Origin of the sequence: Arenimonas sp. (assembly GCF_035312645.1) — a bacterium.
In the GTDB taxonomy this organism is placed as follows: domain Bacteria; phylum Pseudomonadota; class Gammaproteobacteria; order Xanthomonadales; family Xanthomonadaceae; genus Arenimonas.
Window position 1 is genome coordinate 59,130 of record NZ_DATGBO010000103.1, and the last position, 18,323, is coordinate 77,452.

Annotated in this window: 17 protein-coding genes; 11 read left to right on the top strand and 6 right to left on the bottom strand. The window is 62.7% G+C overall.

Annotated features, from left to right (window positions below; translation table 11 throughout):
- Positions 1-118: 118 nt before the first annotated feature.
- From VKM35_RS09720 to lexA, 4 genes are read right to left on the bottom strand one after another with little or no spacing between them, the layout of a single operon-like run.
- Entirely contained in the window at positions 119-3,226 is a 3,108-nt protein-coding gene (locus tag VKM35_RS09720; RefSeq protein ID WP_324320817.1) for an error-prone DNA polymerase, read from the bottom strand.
- A complete protein-coding gene (locus tag VKM35_RS09725) occupies positions 3,223-4,644 on the bottom strand; it encodes a DNA polymerase Y family protein (RefSeq protein ID WP_324320818.1) in 1,422 nt (473 codons plus the stop codon). The genes VKM35_RS09720 and VKM35_RS09725 overlap by 4 nt, the downstream gene beginning before the upstream one ends.
- A 31-nt stretch (positions 4,645-4,675) precedes the next feature.
- A complete protein-coding gene (imuA, locus tag VKM35_RS09730) occupies positions 4,676-5,308 on the bottom strand; it encodes a translesion DNA synthesis-associated protein ImuA (RefSeq protein WP_324320819.1) in 633 nt (210 codons plus the stop codon).
- 1 nt (position 5,309) lies between these two features.
- On the bottom strand, positions 5,310-5,939 hold the full coding sequence (gene lexA, locus VKM35_RS09735) for a transcriptional repressor LexA (protein WP_324320820.1): 630 nt from the start codon (positions 5,937-5,939) through the stop codon (positions 5,310-5,312).
- A gap of 241 nt (positions 5,940-6,180) precedes the next feature.
- Here lexA and VKM35_RS09740 point away from each other — a divergent pair, with 241 nt between their 5' ends.
- The 4 genes from VKM35_RS09740 (at position 6,181) to VKM35_RS09755 (ending at position 10,137) form a co-directional block, all read left to right on the top strand.
- Positions 6,181-6,612 carry a DUF4124 domain-containing protein gene (locus VKM35_RS09740; RefSeq protein WP_324320821.1) on the top strand — a complete coding sequence of 144 codons (432 nt, stop codon included), beginning with the start codon at positions 6,181-6,183 and terminating at the stop codon, positions 6,610-6,612.
- 99 nt (positions 6,613-6,711) lie between these two features.
- Entirely contained in the window at positions 6,712-7,329 is a 618-nt protein-coding gene (gene ribA / locus VKM35_RS09745) for a GTP cyclohydrolase II (protein ID WP_324320822.1), read from the top strand.
- Positions 7,330-7,449: 120 nt separating this feature from the next.
- Positions 7,450-8,862, top strand: coding sequence for an FAD/NAD(P)-binding protein (locus VKM35_RS09750; protein ID WP_324320823.1), 1,413 nt, complete (start codon positions 7,450-7,452; stop codon positions 8,860-8,862).
- Positions 8,863-8,913: 51 nt separating this feature from the next.
- The gene (locus tag VKM35_RS09755) at positions 8,914-10,137 is read left to right on the top strand and encodes a serine/threonine-protein kinase (RefSeq protein ID WP_324320824.1); all 1,224 of its coding nucleotides are present in this window, start codon (positions 8,914-8,916) and stop codon (positions 10,135-10,137) included.
- 50 nt (positions 10,138-10,187) lie between these two features.
- Here VKM35_RS09755 and VKM35_RS09760 read toward each other — a convergent pair whose 3' ends face one another.
- A complete protein-coding gene (locus tag VKM35_RS09760) occupies positions 10,188-10,460 on the bottom strand; it encodes a DUF3653 domain-containing protein (RefSeq protein ID WP_324320825.1) in 273 nt (90 codons plus the stop codon).
- Between the two features lie 200 nt (positions 10,461-10,660).
- On the opposite strand from VKM35_RS09760, the gene VKM35_RS09765 reads away from it, so the two are divergent.
- The 3 genes from VKM35_RS09765 to VKM35_RS09775 all read left to right on the top strand — a co-directional run bounded on the left by VKM35_RS09765 (position 10,661) and on the right by VKM35_RS09775 (position 12,419).
- Complete coding sequence (locus VKM35_RS09765) at positions 10,661-10,915, top strand: DUF3653 domain-containing protein (RefSeq protein WP_324320826.1); 255 nt, start codon at positions 10,661-10,663, stop codon at positions 10,913-10,915.
- Positions 10,916-11,124: 209 nt separating this feature from the next.
- The gene (locus tag VKM35_RS09770; RefSeq protein WP_324320827.1) at positions 11,125-11,460 is read left to right on the top strand and encodes a PadR family transcriptional regulator; all 336 of its coding nucleotides are present in this window, start codon (positions 11,125-11,127) and stop codon (positions 11,458-11,460) included.
- 2 nt (positions 11,461-11,462) lie between these two features.
- Positions 11,463-12,419 carry a hypothetical protein gene (locus VKM35_RS09775; protein WP_324320828.1) on the top strand — a complete coding sequence of 319 codons (957 nt, stop codon included), beginning with the start codon at positions 11,463-11,465 and terminating at the stop codon, positions 12,417-12,419.
- Here VKM35_RS09775 and VKM35_RS09780 read toward each other — a convergent pair.
- The gene (locus VKM35_RS09780; RefSeq protein ID WP_324320829.1) at positions 12,416-13,369 is read right to left on the bottom strand and encodes a cation diffusion facilitator family transporter; all 954 of its coding nucleotides are present in this window, start codon (positions 13,367-13,369) and stop codon (positions 12,416-12,418) included. The two genes, VKM35_RS09775 and VKM35_RS09780, sit on opposite strands and share 4 nt — an antisense overlap.
- A 251-nt stretch (positions 13,370-13,620) precedes the next feature.
- On the opposite strand from VKM35_RS09780, the gene VKM35_RS09785 reads away from it, so the two are divergent.
- The 4 genes from VKM35_RS09785 to VKM35_RS09800 all read left to right on the top strand — a co-directional run bounded on the left by VKM35_RS09785 (position 13,621) and on the right by VKM35_RS09800 (position 18,159).
- Positions 13,621-14,361, top strand: a complete 741-nt coding sequence (locus VKM35_RS09785) for an ABC transporter ATP-binding protein (protein WP_324320830.1) — start codon at positions 13,621-13,623, stop codon at positions 14,359-14,361.
- Entirely contained in the window at positions 14,358-16,136 is a 1,779-nt protein-coding gene (locus tag VKM35_RS09790; RefSeq protein WP_324320831.1) for a putative ABC exporter domain-containing protein, read from the top strand. The genes VKM35_RS09785 and VKM35_RS09790 overlap by 4 nt, the downstream gene beginning before the upstream one ends.
- Positions 16,137-16,405: 269 nt before the next feature.
- Positions 16,406-16,945, top strand: coding sequence for a MarR family winged helix-turn-helix transcriptional regulator (locus tag VKM35_RS09795; protein ID WP_324320832.1), 540 nt, complete (start codon positions 16,406-16,408; stop codon positions 16,943-16,945).
- Positions 16,942-18,159 carry an efflux RND transporter periplasmic adaptor subunit gene (locus VKM35_RS09800; protein WP_324320833.1) on the top strand — a complete coding sequence of 406 codons (1,218 nt, stop codon included), beginning with the start codon at positions 16,942-16,944 and terminating at the stop codon, positions 18,157-18,159. Before VKM35_RS09795 ends, VKM35_RS09800 begins: the two co-directional genes overlap by 4 nt.
- The last annotated feature ends 164 nt before the right edge of the window (positions 18,160-18,323 follow it).

Genomic DNA, 18,323 nt, shown 5'->3' on the forward strand with positions numbered 1-18,323 from the left:
TGCCTTTGCGTGCCGGATCCATCTGCAAGAAATTTCAAACCATCATCCCCGCGCAGGCGGGAATGACGAGAAGGCCACCGGCATTTGAGGTCCGCCCCGTCTCACCCGCTGAGACCCATCAATGAAAATCCCGCGACTGCGTCACCAGCCCGCTCAACATCGGGGTGAAATCGCGCAGGCGACCGGCGATCAGATGCTGGACGCCATCGACCGATTCCAGCCGGCCTTCGACCGCGAGCAGTCGTGATTCCAGCAACACGCGCCGTTGCCGCTCGGCAAGGTCATGCCAGACCACGACGTTGACCATGCCGTCCTCGTCCTCGAGCGTGACGAAGGTGACGCCACTGGCGGTCTGCGGGCGCTGCCTGCCGATCACCAGGCCGGCAATGCAGACCGAAGTGCCATGCGCCAGCTTTTTTGCCGCCGCCGACCGACGACAACGCAGTGCGCTCAATTGCGTGCGGATCAACGTCAGCGGATGCCGGCCCAGGGTCAACCCGAGGCTGCGGTAATCGGCGAAAGAATCTTCCGCGGCTGTGGGCACGGGCAGAGACACCGGCGCATCGCGTACCGCCACGGCAGCGAACAACGGCAATTGCATTTCCACGCCCTGGATCGCCCAGCGCGCGCGATGACGATGACCTGCCAAGCCCTTGAGTGCGCCGGCATCGGCGAGCAGGGATTGTTGGCGCGAATCGATGCCGCTGCGCGCGCACAGGTCTTCGACATCGAGAAAACCCTGCGCTGTCCGCGCCTGTTCGATGCGCGCGGCGGCATCCGGCGTGAATCCGGTGACATGACGCAGCCCGAGACGAATCGCGTGCTTCGCTTCTGCAACGGGCGAGGCAGGGAAGTTCAATTCCAGCGCAGAATCCCAATCGCTGAAACGCACGTCTACCGGTCGCATCTCGACGCCGTGTCGGCGCACATCCTGCATCAACTGGTCATTGCTGTAGAAACCCAGCGGCTGCGAATTCATCAGCGCGCAGGTGAATGCGGCAGGGTAGTGTTGCTTGAGCCAGCAGCTGACATAGGTGATCAACGCGAAACTCGCGGCATGCGATTCCGGAAAACCGTAGCTGCCGAAACCTTTCACCTGCTCGAAGATGGCCTCGGCGAAATCGCTGCCGTAACCATTCCTGGCCATGCCGGAAAGAAGCTTTTCGCGATGATGTTCGAGGCCGCCACGACGTTTCCAGGCCGCCATCGAGCGACGCAATTCGTCGGCCTCGCCGGGCGTGTAATCGGCGGCGACGATCGCGATCTGCATCACCTGTTCCTGGAACAGCGGCACGCCCAGCGTGCGCTCGAGCACCGTCTGCAAGGCTCGCGAGGGATAGCGGACCGGGTCAATGCCCTGGCGCCGGCGCAGGTACGGATGCACCATGCCGCCCTGGATCGGACCGGGGCGGACGATTGCCACTTCGATCACCAGGTCGTAGAAATTTTTCGGTTTCAGCCGCGGCAGCATCGCCATCTGCGCCCGCGATTCGATCTGGAACACACCGACGGTATCGGCGCGCTGGATCATCGCGTAAGTCGGTGCATCATCGGCCGGAATCGCCGCAGGCGTCAGATCGACGCCATGATGGTGGCGCAGCAGCGCCAGGCATTTGCTCACGCAGGTGAGCATGCCCAACGCAAGGCAATCGACCTTGAGCAGGCCCAATGTTTCCAGATCGTCCTTGTCCCACTGGATGATCGTGCGCTCGGGCATGGCGGCGTTTTCGACCGGTACCAGATGGTGCAGCGGCTGTTCCGAAATCACGAAACCGCCGACATGCTGCGACAGGTGGCGCGGCGCATTGATCAGCTCGCGGGTGACCGCGAGCACGCGGCGCAGCACCGGGCTGTCGGGATCGAAACCTTCCTCGTGCAACAAGTCATCGATGCCGGCGGCGCTGTTGCCGCGCGAAAACACCTGACGCAGTCGTTCGACCTGATCGCCTGGCAGCCCCAGTGCCTTGGCGACATCGCCGATCGCACTCTTGCCGCGATAGCAGATCACGGTCGCGGCCAGCGCGGCGCGCTCGCGTCCGTACTTGCTGAAAATATATTGGATGACTTCCTCGCGGCGCTCGTGCTCGAAGTCGACATCGATGTCCGGTGGCTCGTTGCGTTCGCGCGAGATGAAGCGCTCGAACAGCATGTTCATCAGCGCCGGATTGACCTCGGTGATGCCAAGCGCATAACAGACCGCGGAATTCGCCGCCGAACCGCGACCCTGGCAAAGGATGCCGCGCGAACGCGCGAAGCGGACGACATCCTCGACGGTGAGGAAAAAGGCTTCGTATTTCAGCTCGGCGATCAGGGCGAGTTCGCGCTCGATCTGCATGGCGACCTCCGCAGGAACACCTTGCGGCCAGCGCTGCGCGCAACCTGCACGCGTGAGCCGCGCCAGCCAGGTCGTCGGTGTCTGATCGTCGGGGACCAGCTCACGCGGATACTGATATTTCAGTTCGCCAAGATCGAAACTGCACAGCGCGGCGATGCGCGCCGATTCCTGCAATAGTTCTTCCGGATAGATCGCCGTCAGCGCACGCCGGCTGCGCAGATGGCGCTCGCCATTCGGAAACAGATGCGCGCCAGCTTCGGCGACGGTGCAACGGTGCCGGATCGCCGTCAGCGTGTCCTGCACGCTGCGCCGCCGCCGCACATGCATGTGGACATCGCCAGCGGCGACCGCAGGCAGGCCAAGATCCTGCGCAAGCGCGAGCAATTTCTGCAACCGGCGCTGGTCGTCGCATTGCCGATGCAATTCCACCGCCAGCCACAGCCGCCCGGCAAACAATCCGCGCAGCCATTCGCCTTGTTCGCGATCAGGTGTGGCGGCAGGCAGCCACAGCACCAGCGTGTCGGGCAGCCCTTCGGAAAAATCACCGCGGTCGAGTCGATAGCTGCCCTTGTCGGCGGATCGCCGGCCCCGGGTGATCAGGCGGCTGATCGCGCTGTAGCCCTGCCGCGTCTGCGCGAGCAGCACCAGCTTGAGGCCATCGACCAGCGTGACTTCGGTGCCGACGATCAGCGGCAGACCAGTTTCTCGCGATGCTTCCAGCGCACGCACCACACCGGAGAAACTGCATTCGTCGGTGATCGCCAGCGCGCGGTAGCCCTGCTTGCTGGCCTGTTCGAACAATTCGCGCGCGCTTGAGGCACCACGACCAAAACTGAAATGGCTCAGGCAGTGCAGTTCGGCATAGGCAGTGCTATCGATATGCGCGTTCATGCGAACCAGCCATGCAGCATCCACGCGCCTTCATTCACTCCTGCGGGACGAAATGCCCAGGCGCGTTGCCCCAGCGAGGTTTGCACGACGTAATAATCGCGACGGATATCGCCGCCATCCCACCAACCCGATTCGATCCGCTCGGGGCCGGCGAGGATTTTCAATGCGTTATCGCGCAGGGGCATCGGTCGCGGCAGCAGCCACGTCGGGCGTGGCGGCAGCGATACCGGTGCGGGTTCCTTGAGTAGTTGCGGCAGCCGGCGCAATGCGAATTCCGGGCGCGGATCCGGATGTGCGGCGAGTTGGTACACGGCATCTTCGCCCAGACGCGCACGCAGGCGCTCGCGCAAGGCCGGCCAGGGCATCGCCTGCGCGGGACGATCGTCGAAGAGGTCGCGGCCGGCGGGGATAAACGGTGGCAGTTCACGCGCGATCAGGCGCAGGGCACGAATCGGTGCGGGAATCGTCGTGCGTTCCAGGCGCGTGCGGGCAAGATCGAACAGACGCGCAGGATCGCGCTCGGCGGCGAGCAGGCCGACGACGGCATCGGTATCGGCATGATCCTCATGTTCGAGTGCGATCACGAAACGCTGCACGCCGCCGTCGCGACCGGCGAGATAGGCCGCGAGGTCGTTGACCAGCCGGCGCAGCGGAAAAAGCAGGGCAGGGTGATGCGATATCTCGTAATTGAGCTCGATGCGCTGCTCGAACACATCCGGCGGGCGATAGCAGAGGCGCGGATCGGGACGATCGCCGCTGAGGCGATCGAGATGCGCGAGCAGGCCGGGACCGAAGCGCCGCGCCAGACCATCGCGTGGCAGCGCCATGACCTGACGCAATTTTTTCAACCCCATCGCGGCGAGCGCAGTGACGACAGGCGGATCGATCCGCGCCAGTGACAGGGGTATCTGCGCCAACGCCTGACGCATATTCGTTGATGCGGTCAATGCGTACCCATCGTGTGCGGCGGCGAAAACGCAGGCGGCCATCGGCGTGGGTGCCAACGCGATGCGATGCGTGATGCCGAGCATCTGCAGATCGTCGCGCAGCTTTCGTTCGAACTGTGGCCAAGGGCCGAATAATCCGAGGCTGGCCTCGACCTCGATCAGGATCGCATCCTCGCCTTCGAGGCTCACCATCGAGCTGTAGCGATACGCCCAAGCGGCCAGCAGGCTGCGCAGATTCTCGTCTTCGCGCGGCACATGATCGATCGCGAGCAGGCGCGGCGCGATCGCATGCGCGGCCAGCAGACCCATGCCGGGGACGAGTCCGAGTGCGTGCGCAGCGGTGTTGACGTCGAGCAGCACGCGCCGCTGCACCGGCCCGCTGATCAATGAGAGTGGTAATTCCGGTGTCGGATGCCGGCGCAGGACGGCATCGAGCGCGAGTTGCGGCAGCAATATGCAGGCCCAGAGCATGGCGGTCGCGATCGTTGCGTCGACGCTGGCATCAATGCTGCGCGTGTGCAGCGAAGGCGATCGCTGTTGCCGGTGGCAGCGCACCGCGACATTTGATCATGCGCAATTGCGGCGCATCGCCGCTGCTTTTCAGGACCAGGCGCAAAGGTGCCGGCGAGGAATTGCTCTGCGCCGCGATCGGCCGGAAAGCAAAGCCCGATGTCTGCCCGGTTTCGGCGGCGACCTGCAGGCGTCGCAGCGATTTGTCGTCGGCTTTCGTCGGCCAGGCGAGCACGGCGCCGCAGCAGCCCGAACGCAGGGCCTGCTCCATCGCCCACAAGGCGTCGCTGGCGTTGGCTTCGATCACCTGTAATTGCGCCAGGCGCAGGCCGGCGTTCTGCCAGGCGGGTGCGTAGGGAAGATACGGCGGCGCGACCAGCACGATGGGTTTCGCTTGCGACGATAGCGCGGCAAGCGTCGGCAACAGCAGCGACAATTCGCCCAGACCATCGCTGGCGAACAATATTTCCACCAGTGCGGCGGCTGGCCAGCCGCCACCGGGGAGGCTCGCATCGAGTGCGGCATGGCCGGTTGCACGGCTGTTGATTTCTGGCACGAGGACTGGCTGTCCGCGCCAGAGGCGGGCATCGCGCAGCAAGGTATCGATGGCGACGAGCTGGCCCATCTCAGGCCTTGCGCACCAGGCCGCAGTACAGACCCTCGATCGCGAAATCGGCATCGGGCGGCACCACGATGGGTGCGTAATCCGGATTGCGCGGCAGCAGCAGGATGCGATCCTTGCCGAGCTTGAGGCGCTTGACGGTGATCTCGCCATCGACGCGGGCGACGACGATCTGGCCGTTCTCCGCCACGTCGGTGCGATGTACGGCGATCAGGTCGCCGTCGTGGATGCCGTCGTCGCGCATCGAATCGCCTTTCACTTTCAGCAGGTAATCGGGCGTCGGGAAAAACATCGCGCGATCGAGCAGCAGGCTGCCTTCGAATTCCGCGGCGGCGCCGATCGGGCTGCCCGCTGCGACACGACCAAGGACGGGCAGGGACAGCGCATCGGGATGCAGAGATTTGTTGGCCACGGAGCGACCGCGATCACTGAGGCGAATACCGCGCGCCTTGCCCGGAATCAACGTCAGGTGGCCCTTGCTCTCGAGCGCGGCCAGATGTTTCTGTGCGCCGCGAACCTGGCTGAAGCCGAATTCCGTGGCGATTTCCGCGAGCGTCGGCGGCGCACCATGGTCGGCGATGACCCGCGTGACGAAGTCGAGGACAGCTTGCTGGCGGGTGGTCAGGTCGGACATGGGTATAAATATATGTACCTATGATGCTCAGCGCCAGCCGGGATTTTCTGGTCAATGGATTCAAGCACTTGCCAGTCTCACTGGATAAGACGCATCAACCTGGTTCAGGCCAGGGCTGACGCGGTCACGATTTTTCCCGGGAAGAACGAGCGGAAATCGCAGGCGAATCGGGCAGGGCGGCGGACAGACCGGGCGCGCATTGGCTGCTGCACTCCAAGGCAACCCACCACGGAGACAAGCCATGCTGCGAACGCCCGCATTCCCGATTTTCCCGGGCCCGATTTTCGTGGGCACGATTCTCTTCGGCATGGCCTTCGCGGCCCACGCCAACACGCTCTACAAATGTGCTGATGCAAAAGGCGCAATCGCATTTCAGTCCGAACCCTGTCCGGCCAATGCCAGGACCATGGCGACGCGCGACTACATTCCAGAGGCGGCAGCGCCAATTCCTGCACCGGAGCGGACGAAAGCATCATCGACACCGATTCGGATCGCTACCACCCATCGCGAAAGACGCGCTTCGAAACGCACGCCGCGCGATATCGCCAAGCAACGCTGCCAGTCCGCAAAACTCGCCGAGCAGGCGTATCGCGATCGTCGCGGCCTCGATATCAGCTTCGAACAGTTGCGCAAGATCTCCGATCGCACAGTCGAGGCCTGCTGGGGCCTGTAGCGTTGTTGCCCATTGCGCAGGCGGAAACGCACGCATCGTTGCGCAGGCGAGGGCGGTGTCGATGGCTGGGCGATGCGGACATGCACTACCATGGCGACCATGTCGAAATCAGAAACCCCGTTGCCGGATCGCCTGGATTACGTCGATTCCTGTGCTCTGCCGATGCCCTGGGCAACCTTCACACTGCATGCCTTCGTAACGCCAGGCTCCAGCCAGGAATATCTGGCGATGACCCTGGGCGAGTTCGGCGACAACGAACCCGTGCTGGCTCGCGTGCATTCCGAATGCCTCACCGGCGACGCTTTCTTCAGCCAGCGCTGCGACTGCGGCGCGCAACTGGAAGAGGCACTCAAGCGAATCGCCAACGAGGGCCGCGGCATCCTTCTGTATCTTCGCCAGGAAGGTCGCGGCATCGGTCTGGTCAACAAGATCCGCGCCTACAAATTGCAGGACGTCGGCGCCGATACCGTCGAAGCGAATGAAGCCCTGGGTTTCCCGGCCGATTCTCGCCGTTACCATCTATGCCGGCCGATGCTCGACCACTTCGGCATCAGCAAACTCAGGTTGATGACCAACAATCCGAAAAAAGTTGAAGCGCTGACGGCCGCTGGCGTGACGATCACCGAGCGCGTCGCATTGATCGCCGGGCAGAACCCTGCCAATCACCGCTACCTGGCGACCAAGGCCGAAAAGCTTGGGCATGTTTTTCCGAAGTGATGCCGCGAACGTGGCAGGAAACCTGATGTCGACGACCGATGCGCGAGCAGATCGCCGCCATCGTGCCCGGACTTGTTCAATCGACTGCAGCAACGACCGCATCGAAACTGGAGTGATTCGTTGAGTCCTGATTCCTCCACGGCGGTCGAGCCGCTCGACATCGCGATCATCGGCGGTGGTGCCGCTGGGGTTCTGGTGGCCATCCATTTGCTCGAAGCCAGCCAGGGCAAGATTCGCCTGACCCTGATCGAACCCCGCGCCATGATCGGACAGGGCGCGGCCTACAGCACGCAATATCCCGAGCACCTGCTCAATGTCGTCGCCGGACGCATGAGCGCATTCGATGCCGAGCCGATGCATTTCACGCGCTATCTCGACGCGCTGGTGCCGGAACATCCTGTTGTGGAAGAGGCTCTGCCGACGGCAAGGCGTTTCGCGCAGCGCAGGGAATTCGGTCGCTATCTGCAGGCGACGCTGGCGGCACGCATCGACCCGACGGCGCTGCATTGCCAGGACGAGGCGATCGATATCGCCGGCACCGGGCCCTATGCCATCGCACTGCGGTCGGGGCGCAGGATATCGGCGCGCGCTGTGGTTCTCGCGCTGGGAAACTTTCCGCGATCATTGCCGGTGCCGACAGCGGCAATTCACGGCTCGCCACGAATCGAGAATGCCTGGGATTACGCGGCTGTTCGCCGTTTGGATCCGGACGCCGATCTGTGCATCGTCGGCTCGGGCCTGAGCATGGTGGATGCCGTGATCAGCCTGGCCGAGGTCGGTCATCGCGGAAAAATCACCGTCCTTTCGCGACACGGATTGATGCCGCTTGCGCACGCTACTGCCGGTTCGCAGGATGGCCACATCGATGAATTGCTGGCATTGAATGTTCGCGAACGCATGCGGACATTGCGCGATCATGCGGCCACTCGTTCGCTCGCCGGCGAACCATGGCAATGGACGATGGATCGCCTGCGTCATCATGGCCAGGCACTCTGGCAAAGCCTGGACGAAGCCGAGCAACGCCGCTTCCTCCGGCATGCGGTTCGCATATGGGACATCCATCGCCATCGCATCGCGCCGCAGATCGCCGCGCGCATCGAAGGCATGCAGCGGACAGGGCAGTTGCAAAGTCGTGCCGGCCACGTGCTTTCGATCGGTGGCGACAAGGCAGCGGCCGGAGTGCGGTTCCGGGCACGGGGCAAGGTGGGGGATATAGGTGAAATCCAGGCGCAATGCGTACTCAATTGCACCGGCGTGGAAACTCGCCTGCCACGGATGCACAGCCCCTTGCTGCAGGCGTTGGCGTCGCGCGGGATGATTCGCCCCGGCCCGCACGAAATTGGTTATGGCTGCGACGATGCCGGCGCCCTGCTTTCCGTCGAAGGAAGCGTGCAGTCCGATCTGCTGACGCTGGGCGCCGCCCGCATCGGGCAGTGCTGGGAGAGCATCGCGATTCCGGAGCTGCGTCGGCAGGCCGAGGACATCAGCCGGCACCTGCTGGCCCGCCTGCGAACACCCTGTCGTCACGGATGACGTGGCGTATGCTTCCTCTGCGCTCTCCGGACTGATCTGCCCATCGACCCCATGCAGGAACCCATCGACCAATCCGGAAAATCGGGGCCGCCTCTGGTCGATGATGCATTGTTCCCCGGCATTCCCGGCTATCGGTTCCAGAGACGGCTCGGCTCCGGCGGCATGGCGACGGTGTATCTGGCGATCCAGGAATCGCTCGATCGCCCAGTCGCGATCAAAGTCACGGAACCGGACGCGCTCAAGGACGAGATCAGCAAGCAACGCTTCGAGAACGAAGCGCGCACGATCGCCAGGCTCAGCCATTCCGGCATCGTCGGCATCCACGAAGTAGGGCGCACGTCCGATGGGCGGATGTACTACATCATGCCGTACCTCGCCAATGGCGATCTTGCGCAGCGCGATCTGCGCAACGACGAGGCGCAGATCAGGGAGGTGCTGCGTACGCTGTTGATGGCGCTGGGCTATGCACACGGTCATGGCATCGTGCATCGCGACGTCAAGGAAGAGAATGTTCTTTTCGACGTTCACGACCGGCCGCAGCTGACCGACTTCGGCATCGCGATCTCGAAAAAACGCGACACGAGCCGCCTCACCTCGGCAGGACTTTCCGTTGGCAGCTCTGGTTACATGGCACCGGAACAGGCACGCGGCGAAGAAGTGGATGGCCGCGCCGATCTCTACAGCGTTGGCGTGCTGGCGTTCTCGTTGTTGACTGGCGAATTGCCTTACCGCGCGCCTGACGCACTCGCGCTCGCGCTGATGCATGCGAACGATGCCATCCCGAGACTGCCGCAGGACAAACGCCATTGGCAGGATTTCATCGACCGCGCCATGGCGAAATCGCCTTTGCAGCGTTTCAACAACGCGCCGCAGATGCTGCTGGCACTGGACCGGATCGGTCGCAGCGGCGCCGCAGGAAAACCGGTCGGGGCAGGGCAACTTGGCAAGTTGTTGTTCGCCGGCGCACTGCTGGTCGCCGCCGGGGGTTATGCGCTGCACACCTGGTTTGCGGAACCCGCCATGCCCGAAACGCCAACTGTGCCGACAGCAAAGGGCGCGGACACGCCGAAGGAGAATCCAAAAGAAAAGCCGGCGACTCCGCCACCGGCAGCACCGCCGGCCACGCCACCCGAAGCAGCGAAACCCGCTACCAAGCCAGTGCCAGCGCCAGCCGAACAACCTGCCAAACCCGCACCCGAAAAACCCGCCGACGAAATACGCAAAGTGCCGAGAAAAATAAAGAACTGGGCTTCACGGTTGTTTCGCCGGCACTAATTGAAAGTTGAAATTGAAAGTGCGTCGCGGGATCGTCGAAAACCGCGCATTCATTCTCGCTGCGAATCGGTGGGGATTTTCATCATCGGGGATGGCGTTCTTTTTGCAATGCGTTTGCGCATTGCTTCGACAAACAGGATGCGGCGCAATCGTTGCGCATTGATCCTGTCGCCATCCGGACTGACCAGCCAGGCGCCACGGAGCTTCCAGCCAGCCCAAGGGCCACGCAGATCTGCATGGCAGTAGATTTCAAACATGAAGTGGTCTCGGGCTGACTCGTTTTTCTTTTTCTTTTTCTTCCCACCGTCTGCGGCTCTGGCCATGTCGGGGAATCCATGAGTCGGTGGTGAGGATGCGATGGGCAGGCCGGTCAACCCGGTCGTGCATAGCGAATAGGGCGTCGTGGACGAGGATTTGCCTCGGTTTAAGGGGGTTTAGTTCATTCAATAATTTCGCATAATGTATATTATGTCAATACCAAAAACCCGACCGCCACCCCGCCAGTCCTGCCTGAGCGCCTGACGTGACCCGCAAAATCAGAAAGACCTGCGGACTTCTGCCGCCGCCACCCCCGAGCGACGTGGATCTGGCGGGCGCTTGGCATGGTTGGCGGATCCGCAACGGAATCCTGCGGTCGCCAGACGGCGATCAAATCACCCCCGAAAGATTGCGCGGCATCCTGTTTGTCGAATCGCTGCACAAGCGCCGACGAAAGCCGCACACACTTTCGCAGTTGAGCCTGTTGGCAGCAGTGCGTCTGCCGTTGAAGAAACCATGAGCTCCGTAGACAGTTGGGCTTGCCGCCGCCGCAACTACTGCCAGGCGCGGGCGGGCGAAGGTCCGAATGGCTACGTCCGCCTTCAACAGACCTCGCCAGCCCTGCCCCAATCCCAGCCCACTGGCCAACACCCGATCCACGAATGGCGTAAGCAATGCCTCTGAAAAGCCGGCTTGACATACTGTGTATTGCACAGTACTGTGCGCCCCATGGTCGACACAGACGCTTTCGGCAAATTGGAACTGGAACTGCGCCGCGGCGTGGTGGTGGTGGCCACGCTTTCGCAACTGCGCACTCAGCGCTACGGGTATGAGTTGCGACAAGCCTTGGCGGACAAGGGAATGCCTATCGAAGAAGGCACGCTGTATCCGCTGCTGCGCCGCCTGGAAACGCAGGGCCTGCTTAAAAGCGAGTGGAAACTCGAGGCTGGCTCGCAGCGGCGCTACTACTCGCTCAACGCCGATGGCCGGAAATTGCTCAAGAAGCTCACCGAGTCATGGCAGGGCATGAACAACGCAATGGATCGACTCCTGAAAGAGGACTGACAATGAACGCGAATGACGTGATCGAATCCTACGTAAACGATGTCGCCGTGCAGCTACCACGCAAGCAACGCAACGATGTCGCGTTTGAATTGCGGCTGCTGCTCAAGGAAGGGCTGCAGGACAGGGCCGAAGCTGCTGGTCGCAGCGTCGATGCCGCGATGGCAATCGAATTCCTGCAGGCCTTTGGTCGGCCAGAAGAGGTGGCCGCACGCTATCGACCGGCGTTGACCATCATCGATCCCGCGGACGGATATGGTTTCCTGCGGATGACGGGCATCGGCCTGGCGATCATCTGGTGCCTGGGGCTGTTGTTGCGCCTGCGGCAACCGATCGATTCCGCAGGCGACCTTCTCGGGATGCTAGGCCAGTGGTGGGGAGGCACCGTGATTCCTTCCCTGTGGTGGCCGGGCGTGTTGGTCACAGGCTTCGCCGCTGCCGCATGGGCGCGTCGCCGATGGCCGCAAACCTACGCGTGGAAGCCGCGCGCGGGCGACCGCATCATCGGCGGCCGCACTGCCATGGTGATGGGACTCATCGGCATCCTTTGCGGGGTGTTCCTGATCGCCGATCCCCGCTGGATACTGGATTTCTTCTGGAACGGTCGAGCGGCGCCCGCGGCATACGCAGCGCTTACTTATGCCGATGGCTTTGTGCATCGTCAGGCTTTCTGTTTGCTTGCGCTCATCACGCTAAACATTCCCCTGCTGATTGTTGTGATCGTGCAGGGTCGCTGGTCGCCGGCGATGCGACGCGTCGAAACCGGGCTGAGTCTCGCCACTTGCGCCGCGATGACGTGGACTGTCCTGGACGGCCCAGTGTTCATGGCCTCGAGCAGCGACCGGACGGTCAAGTTCTTCATGGTGCTCATCGTCGCTGTCACGCTGATCAATCTCGGTATCAAACTGTACCGAAACGTCAGGCCAACGCCGGAGCAACCGGCGCCAGTCAATTCGATCTAGTGGGCATGGCCATGGTGCGCGTCCGCTTCGGCCGCACCACTGCCCTCGCCGCTTGCCTCGCCGCAGTTCGGCCCCGCGCACGATGTCGTTTCCATCTGCAGCGTCACGTGATCGATGGCGAATTTTTTCTCGAGGATTTCGGCGAGTGCAATCCGCACGCTGGCAGAGTCGACAACATCGGCATCGACAACCACGTGCGCAGCCATCGCCGGTTTGCTGCTGCTAAGCGACCACACATGCAGATCGTGGATCGACGAAACGCCCGCCACGGCCTGCATCGCCTCCCTGACCTCAGCCAGATCCATACCGTTGGGAACGCCTTCAAGCAGGACATGCATCGCTTCGCGCACGAGTGACCAGGTGCGTGGCAATACCCACAGGCCAATCAGCACGGCGAGGATTGGATCGATCACCGACCAACCGGTTGCCCAGATCAAGCCGGCGCCGATGATCACCGCGATCGAGCCGAGCATGTCGCTCCAGACTTCGAGATAGGCGCCTTTCATGTTCAGGCTCTCACCGCTGCCGGCCTTGAGCAGCCGCATCGCGATCAGGTTTACCGCCAATCCGATCGCGGCGATGACCAGCATGCCGGTGGTCGCTACCTGCGGCGGTTGCCGGAAGCGGCCGACGGCTTCCCAGAAAATGTAGGCACCGACGAGAAACAACAGGCCGCCGTTGATCAACGCGCCGATCGCTTCGAGCCGCGCGTAACCGAAGGTGCGCTTGGCATCGGGTGGCCGTCGACTCAGCCGCACGGCCGTCACTGCGATCGCCAGCGCCAGCGTATCGGTAGCCATGTGCGCGGCATCGGACAGCAGCGCCAGACTATTGGTGAGCCAGGCGCCGATCAGTTCCGCAATCAAAAAACCGCCGGTGAGCGCCAGTGCCCACCAAAGCGGCTGCTCGTGCTGGACATTGCCCAGGCCATGGTCGTGGTCGTGTCCCACCAATCACCTCGATCCGTAATGCGGAATTTCTGCGCTGCGCCGACGCGAGATCGGCGAGCATCGACTGCCACGCATGACGAGATATCGACTGCCGGCTACTGGGAAATGGTATCGGCCGATCGTGCTGTAACACAATTTCATCGGCGTTTCGGCAGGGTTGCCGCGATGACACTCGTCACTGTGCCGCCCGCCCCGATATCGATATGCTCCACCCTCGCCTTCCCCCGTCATCACCTACCCGCGGCCAAGCCATGATCGAAGTCAGTCATCTCAGCAAACGTTACGGCGAGTTCACCGCCGTGCACGATCTTTCGTTCTCCGTGCGTCCCGGCGAAGTGATGGGGCTGGTTGGTCCGAACGGCGCGGGCAAGACGACGACGCTGCGTTGTGCGACCGGCATCATTCCGGCGACAACGGGGACCGTGAAGCTGTGCGGCATCGATATCGTCGAAGATCCGATCGGCGCGAAAGGCCAGATGGCATTCGTGCCCGACGAGCCGCGGCTGTTCGACTATCTCACCGTCTGGCAGCACCTCAATTTCATGGCGCGCCTGTACGGTGTGAGCGATTGGGCCGAACGCGGCGAGCGCATCCTCGCCAACCTGGAAATGTCCGACAAGAAACAACTGCTGCCTGGCGAACTTTCGCGCGGCATGAAACAGAAACTGGCGATCGCCTGCGGCCTGCTGCACCAGCCCAAGGTCGTGATCTTCGACGAACCTCTGACCGGCCTCGATCCCGGCGGCATCCGGCGCATGAAGGAAGTGATGCGCGGCCTGGCACGCGATGGCGTCGCACTCATCCTGAGCTCGCATCTGCTCAGCCTGCTTGAGGAAGTCTGCACACACCTGCTGATCCTCAAGAATGGCGAAAAGGTGGCCGATGGCAGCGTGGCCGAAGTGCATTCGCGCTTCTCCGATGGTTCCGAACTGAGCCTCGAGGACGTGTTCTTCCGCGCCACCGGCGATACGGAAAGCGCGACGCAGCGATGAGCCGATCCACGGAAATTGCCCACGCCTATCTTTATCTGAAGGCGACGAGCCTGCGCGGCTTCTTCGCGCAGCGGATCAAGCGCCTGCGCCAGCCGAAATACCTGTTCGGCGCACTCGCCGGCGCAGCGTATTTCTACTTCTTCTTTCTCCGGCACGTTTTCGGCGACCACGGCAACAATGCGATACCTGCCCTGCCCGCGGAACTGACGCCGTATCTGACGCCGTATCTGACGTCGATCGGCGCGCTGATTCTCGCCATCATCGTGTTGCTGACCTGGATCGTCCCCAGCGCCCGCGCGGCATTGCAATTCAGCGAACCGGAAGTCGCCTTCCTGTTTCCAGCGCCTGTCACGCGACGGATGCTGGTGCATCTGAAGCTGCTGGGCTCGCAATTCGGCATCCTCCTCACCTCGTTCTTCTTTACCCTGATTTCGCGGCGCGCTAGTTTTCTCGGCGGCAATCCGCTGCTGCACGCGGCTGGCTGGTGGCTGCTTTTCTCGACACTCAGCCTGCACATGATCGCCGCCTCGTTCACGCGCGAACGCCTGCTGGAATTCGGCGTCAATGTGCTGCGTCGACGCATCGCGGTCCTCGGCATCACCGCTGTACTCGCCGGTCTGTGCTGGTGGTCACTGCGACGCACGGTGCCCTTGCCCACCGAAAACGACTTCGCCAACTTCAAGACCATACTCAACTACGCCGGTGGCGTTCTCGCGAGCGTGCCGCTGGCCTGGATCCTCGCCCCGTTCAAGCTGGTCGCGGCGCCGTTGTTCGCGAACGATGCCCGGGAATTTCTCCGGGCCGCCCTGCCCGCGTTGTTGATCCTGGTCGCGCATTATTTCTGGGTCGTGCATTCGGATGTTTCGTTCGAGGAGGCATCGATCGACGTCGCCCGCCGCCGTGCCGAGCACGTCAGCGCGCGGCGTTCGGGGAAATTGCGCAGCAGCACGCCACTCAAGCCTAGGACAGAACCGTTTCCACTCGCCGCACGCGGTTTCATACCGCTGGCTTTTCTATGGAAGGGCCTGATCGCCTCGGGCCCTTGGTATCGCCTTCGCACCTGGTTGATCGCCTGTGCGGTGGTGGTTGCCGGCAGTTTCTGGATCGCTGCGGATCCGGAACGGTTGCCCGTACTGCGCATCATCGGCGGCGTTTCGCTGGGTCTCGGCGGCTGGCTGATTTTTGCCGGACCGATGTTCATGCAGCGCGGTTTGCGTCAGGTGCTGCCGCAGCTCGACATCATCAAGGCCTGCCCCTTGCGCGGCTGGCAGATCGTCATCGGCGAATTGCTGTCGCCGATGACACTGATGATTTTCGGGCAATGGCTGTTGCTGCTGATCGTCGCGCTGGGCTTTGGCATCGGCAGTAGCGACCCTCTGCTTACCGGAATCAATGTCGGAGTCGGCGCGATCGGCATCGCTTTCATCGCGCCGCCGCTGTGCGGGTTGATGCTCTGCCTGCCGTTCGCGGGCATGTTGTATTTCCCAGCCTGGAGCGAGGCGCCGAGCTCCGGCGGTGGCGGAATCGAGATCATGGGGCAGCGATTGCTCGCCCTCGGCGCCTACATGCTGATCCTCGCGCTGGTTCTGGTCCCGGCCGCGCTGCTGGGCATTCTCGCGTTCCTGCTCGGGCACTGGCTGGCCAACCTGACCGTCACGCTGCTGCTCACGGCGCTGGTCGCAGGCCTCGTACTGGTGATCGAACTGCTGGCCGCGGTCTGGTGGCTGGGCGAGAAGATCGAGAGCATCGATCTTTCGCAGGACGTGTCGCGTTGAGAGGCAGCCTTCCCCGCTGAAGCGGCTCGGCGATTGATTCGCAAACCGGGCCGGCAGCGTTTCGTTGCCACGAAAATTTGCTGAATGAGTTTCGTGTTTTTTATGCAATAGTTTTAATAACTATTTGATTTAACTAATTTTAAGCCTGGTTCTTTCACTCATTCTCGTGGTAATGATGGGCCTCGGCGTCGGCCAGCACACGTGATCTGCGAATCACTTTCCCAGCCAGCTCCATTGCAGTTAGCTGCCTATGCAGCTAATCTCCGCCGGTGCCTCGCCCGCCCTCACCCTCGCCTGCTCCGGAACCCGTCGTCCCCAACGAAGGCTTCTATCGCGGCGACCGTTATGCGATCCAGGAGTCGGTCGGCTACCTGATCCGCAAAGTGCTTATTTCCTTCGATCGCCGGATCGATGCGCGCATGCAGGCCTACGACCTGACTGCAATGCAGTGGAAACCGCTGCTGATGATCAAGCACGGCATCGCCGACACCGCCGCGAGCATCGCGCGCGAATCCGATACCGATACCGGCGCAGTCACGCGCATGGTCGACCGCCTTGAGGCCAAAGGCCTGCTTGAACGCCGACGCAGCGACGAAGACCGCCGCGTGATGCATCTGGACCTCACCGAAGCCGGCGAGCAGATCACCGAACGCATCCCTTACTGCCTGTCGCAGGTGCTCAACGAGCATCTCAGCGACTTCAGCCCAGAAGAATTCGCGCAACTCAAAAGCCTGCTGCGCCGCATGCTCGTCAATGGCTGCAACGCCAGCGCCGAGACGAAGAAATCCTGCCCAGGAAACGAAACATGAGCGTTCCCGCAACTGCGACCAACCCGAAACGCCAGCGCGCACTGACCATCATCGCGGTGATCGTGATCGTCGTGGCGATCGTCTACGCGATCTACTGGTTCCTTTACCTGAGCCACTACGAAAGCACCGACGACGCCTACGTACAGGGCAATATCGTGCAGATCACGCCGCAACTCGCCGGCACAGTCGTGCAGGTGAAAGTGCAGGATACCGATCAGGTGAAGGCCGGACAGACGCTGGTCGAACTCGATCCCGCCGATGCCCGCGTAGCGCTCGAGGAAGCCGAAGCTGCACTCGCCCAGACCGTGCGTGAAGTCCGGCAGATCTACGGCAACGACGCCGCGATGCAGGCCGATCTCGCGTTTCGCCAAGCCGATGCCGCGCGCAGCGCTGCCGATCTGCTGCGCGTGCAACAGGACCTGCGGCGGCGCCAGGACCTGGCGATGAAAGGCGTGATTTCGAAGGAAGACCTCGCGCATTCGCTCGCCACCGTCACCGCCGCGCAAAGTGCGCAACATGCGGCTCTCGCCGCCGTCGATGGTTCGCGCGAACAACTGCAGGCGACACGTTCGATCACCCGCGGCGTGGCGATCAATGAGCATCCGAAGATCAAGGCCGCGGCGGCGAAAGTGCACGAGGCGATGCTTGCCCTGCAGCGCACGCAATTGCTCGCGCCTGTCGGCGGCTACGTCGCCAAACGCAGCGTGCAGCTCGGCCAGCGCGTGCAGCCGGGCGCAAACATGATGGCGATCGTGCCGTTGGACCAAGTGTGGGTCGACGCCAATTTCAAGGAAGTGCAACTACGCAAGATGCGCATCGGTCAGCCGGTCGCGTTGACTGCGGATGTCTATGGCAAGGACGTGGCCTATCGCGGCCGCATCGCCGGTCTCGGCGCCGGCACCGGTGCGGCGTTCGCGCTGATTCCCGCGCAGAACGCCACCGGCAACTGGATCAAGGTCGTGCAGCGCGTGCCTGTGCGCATCGCGCTCGATCCAGCGCAGTTGCGTGAGCACCCGCTGCGCGTCGGCCTGTCGATGCAGGTCGAGGTCGACGTCGGCGATCAGGCCGGCAAGCCCGTCACCGAAACCACAGCTGCAGCGTCGGACGCGCCGGTGTTGATTTCCGCGGTCGATGCCCAGGCCGATGCGATCGTCCAGCGCATCATCGCCGACAATCTCGGCGCGGCAGTCGTCGCGAAAGCTTCCTCGCACTGACGCGAGCCGATCATGGCCAACCAGACCATGGAAGCGGCCGGGGCGGCACCGGCTCCACCACCGGCAGCGACAGCCGAACTGCCGCCACTCAAGGGCACCGCCCTCGTGCTCGGCACGCTGGTGCTGTCGCTCGCCACCTTCATGAACGTGCTCGACACTTCCAT